The sequence below is a fragment of the Caulobacter sp. genome, assembly GCF_049283275.1.
In the GTDB taxonomy this organism is placed as follows: Bacteria; Pseudomonadota; Alphaproteobacteria; order Caulobacterales; family Caulobacteraceae; genus Caulobacter.
This window is the reverse complement of sequence record NZ_JBAPVS010000354.1, coordinates 1-3,799: the sequence shown is the minus strand read 5'-3', so window position 1 is coordinate 3,799 and position 3,799 is coordinate 1. Positions and strand designations below refer to the sequence as shown.

Below are 3,799 nucleotides of genomic sequence, written 5' to 3'. Positions count from 1 at the left end.
GCCCTGGCCGCCAGCCTGGTGGTCGCCGTCGCCGGCGGCCTGGCCTGGCGGGCCAGTCTGCCCGACGTCTATCGCACCACCGAGGGCGAGCGGCGGATCGTCGAGCTGGCCGACGGCTCGCGCGCCTCGCTCGACAGCGCCACCGTGCTGAAGGTCAAGTACGAGCGCGGCCGCCGCCGGCTGTGGCTGGACAGCGGCCGGGCCAAGTTCTCGGTCGCCAAGGACCCGCTGCGCCCGTTCTCGGTGGCGGCCGGCGACAAGCTGGTGGTGGCCACCGGCACCGTGTTCAGCGTCGAGCGCCTGACCGGCCAGATGCGCGTGGTGCTTTACGAGGGCCACGTGGCGGTGCTGGACGACAAGACCGGCCGCGCCGACACCGCCGCACCGGTCAGGATCGGCGGCGCGCCCGCCGACCGGCTGCTGACGCCCGACCATGAACTGGTGACCTCGACCGAGACCAACGCCACAGTCGTCAGCCAGCTGGACCCTGTCCGCGCCAAGGCCTGGGAGAACGGCCAGCTGGTGTTCCAGGACGAACCGATGGACCTGGCCGTCGAGCGGGTGAACCGCTACGCCCGCGACAAGCTGAAGATCGGCGATCCCGGCGTCGCCCAGCTGCGGATCAGCGGCGTGTTCACCTCAGGCGACACCGGCGCCTTCGTCGACGGAGTGACGGCCGTGCTGCCGGTCCACGCGGTTGCGGCCAATGGCGTGACCGTGCTGAAAATCGACCGCGGCCAAAAAAATTCCGCGCCGGCCGGTGTGTCTTCGACGAGCTGAGGCGTCTCACCTTCCAAAGCGCCGCAATCAACGTCGGCGCATAAGGGAGGGAAGACACATGCGCAGATCCTTCAACCGTCGGCTGGCTTGGGGCTCCACGGCCGCCGCGACCCTGATGCTGCTGACCGCCCCCGCGGCCGTCCACGCCCAGCAGACGCAAGCCACCTACAGCTTCGACATTCCCGCCCAGGACCTGAGCAGCGCCCTGCGCGCCTTCGGCCAGGCCTCCGGCCAGCAGCTGGCCTTCGACGAGGCCAGCGTGCGCGGCAAACGCGCCCCGGCCCTGTCCGGCGCCTACACCGCCGAGGCCGGCCTCAAGCGCCTGCTGAACGGCACGGGCCTCAGCGCCCAGCCCACCGCCAGCGGCGTCTACGCCATCCGCGCCAAGACGCTGCTGGTCGCCACCAGCGCCCAAAGCCAAGCCGCGCCCGCCACGGCCGTGGAGCCGGAACCCGAGACCCCGGCCCAGGTCGAGGAAGTGATCGTGGTCGGCACCCCCGGCGGCAAGGGCATCGACAAGCTGGCCGCCAGCTTCGCCGTCACCACCGTCAACGCCGACGACATCACCAAGGCCTCGCCCAAGAGCACCGCCGAACTGCTGACCCTGGTGCCCGGCGTCTGGGTCGAGACCTCGGGCGGGGTGGCCGGCGCCAATGTCTTCGTGCGCGGCTTCCCCGCCACCGGCGACGCCGAGTTCCTGACCATCCAGTTGCAGGGCTCGCCGATCTATCCGCCCTCGACCCTGTCGTTCCTGGAGAACAGCTCGATCTTCCGGGTCGACGAGACGATCTCGCGGATGGAAGCCCTGCGCGGCGGCCCCAACCCGATCTTCTCCAACGGCCAGCCGGGCCTGACCACCAACTTCCAGCTCAAGGAAGGCGGCGAGGAGACACACGGCCTGGTCAAGCTGTCGGCCTCCGACTACGACCTGCGTCGCGTCGACGGCCTGCTGAGCGGCAAGCTGGCCGACGACCTGTATTTCATGGTCGGCGGTTATGCGACCACCTCGCCGGGCGTGCGCGACACCCAGTTCGACAGCGAGGTCGGCCAGCAGTTCACGGTCAACATCACCAAGCGGATGGAGCACGGCAAGCTCAACCTCTACGCCCGCTACACCGACGACCACGGCGCCTGGTACCTGCCGTTCGCGATCAACGTGCCCGGCGTCGACAAGGGAACCTACACCCAGATCGGCGAGGCCAGCCGCTTCCACACCCTGCAGATCAACGCCGCCGGAACGACCCGCAATTTCGACCTGGCCGACGGCCGGGGCTTCAAGGGCTTCGTGGCCGGCGGCGGGTTCGAGCACGAGTTCGGCGACGGCTGGAGCCTGCGCGACCGCTTCAGCGTCACGGACGGCGACGCCAACACCTACGGCCTGGTGCCGGACGGCGCGGCGATCACGGTCGCCTCGCTGAACACCGTGGTCCCGGGCGCCATCAACACCCGTGGCGGCGCCGCCCTGGGCGCCAACGACTACGTGCAGAACTGGGGCGCCTGGATCGTCGAGAAGAAGATCAAGGCCGTGACCAACGACCTGTCGATCGGCAAGACCATCGGCACGCACCAGCTGTCGGCCGGCTACTACGCCTCCAGCTTCAAGTCCGACGACTTCTGGACGATCGGCAATGTCGAGCCGATGCAGGTCAAGGCCAACGGCGACTACCTGGCCGCCCCGGTCACCTGCGCCGACCTGGCCACGGCCGGCAGCACCTCCAGCTGCTTCAAGTTCGGCCTGACCTCGGCCGGCGACGGGCGGGTGGACGCCTTCTACCTGGCCGACTCCTGGCAGGTGATCGACCCGCTGCGCATCGATCTGGGCGTGCGCCGCGAGCGCTTTCAGACCGACTACGTGGTCGACGACGGCCCCGGCTTCCCCGACGGCCTGGCCTTGCGCACCACCGACTACAGCCACAGCAAGACCAGCTACACGGTCGGGGTGAACTACGACCTCAACAGCGTGTCGGGCGTATTCGGCCGCTATTCGCGCGGCTACAAGTTCCCCAGCTTCGACAACTTCCGCGAAGGCCTGACCGACACCCTGTCGGTCGACCAGTACGAGCTGGGCTACAAGCTGCGCAGCGGGCCCTTCGAGCTCTATGCGACCGGCTTCGCCAACGAGTTCAAGGGCGCCAAGTTCGCCGACGTCGGCGGCATCCAGGAGAGCAACAGCAACAAGGCCCACGGCGTCGAGCTGGACGGCCGCTGGCGCTCGGATTTCGGCCTGTCCCTGGCCGTGAACGGCACCTGGCAGAAGACCGAGATCACCAAGTCGTCGATCCCGGCCAACAAGGGCAACAGCGCCCAGCGGCAGCCCGACTGGATGATCCGCTTCACCCCCAGCTACGACGTGACCCTGGGCTCGGTGGAGTCGACCTTCTACGGCACGGTCAGCGCGGTGGACGACCGCTTCGCCGACAACGCCAACACCCAGGTGCTGAAGGGCTACACCAAGATCGACCTGGGCGCGATCTTCGACGTCGCCGACTTCACCGTCCAGGTCTCGGCCGACAACCTCACCGACAGCCACGGCCTGACCGAGGGCGATCCGCGCTCAACCAGCGGGGCCAACGCGCGGCCGATCCTGGGTCGGTCGTTCAAGGTCAGCGTCGGCTACAACTTCTGACCGGTTCTCCCGATCAGGATCCGCCGGACCGCCCCCAGCGGTCCGGCGGACGGGTTGCTCTCCCCGCAACTCTCCTACCGCCGATCGGGTCTCCCTCGGACCCGATCCGCGTTTTTCCCGTTTGAAGCTTGAGCTGTCTGCCTCCCGGAGGAACGCCGTGAACTCCCGCCACGTCCTGATCGTCTCCGCCGCCTGGTTCACCCTCGCCGCGCCGGCGCTCGCTCAAGCGCCCCTGACCGCGGCTCCCCAGGCCGCCACGCTCAGACCCAGCGAGATCGCCTCCCCCGCCGACACCTATGCCGAGCTGTTCCACCAGGTGCAGATGCGCAAGCTGTTCCCGGACGGTAAGACCTTCGTCGACGCCAAGCCCAGGCGCCCGCCCGCCCAGATCCT

General features: G+C 68.9%; 2 protein-coding genes and 1 pseudogene. All 3 read left to right on the top strand.

Features of this window, described 5'->3' with window-relative positions:
- Positions 1 to 780 (top strand): FecR family protein (locus tag WAL33_RS20185; RefSeq protein WP_422183648.1); only part of this gene is annotated, 780 nt, incomplete at its 5' end.
- Positions 781 to 838: 58 nt separating this feature from the next.
- Entirely contained in the window at positions 839 to 3,406 is a 2,568-nt protein-coding gene (locus WAL33_RS20180; RefSeq protein ID WP_422183647.1) for a TonB-dependent receptor domain-containing protein, read from the top strand.
- A gap of 157 nt (positions 3,407 to 3,563) precedes the next feature.
- A pseudogene (locus WAL33_RS20175) lies at positions 3,564 to 3,799 on the top strand (hypothetical protein); the annotation flags it as partial.

What these genes read in the sequence shown, in the direction of transcription:
- WAL33_RS20180 (WP_422183647.1), top strand. Translation starts at nt 839, where the DNA reads ATGCGCAGATCCTTCAACCGTCGGCTGGCTTGGGGCTCCACGGCCGCC.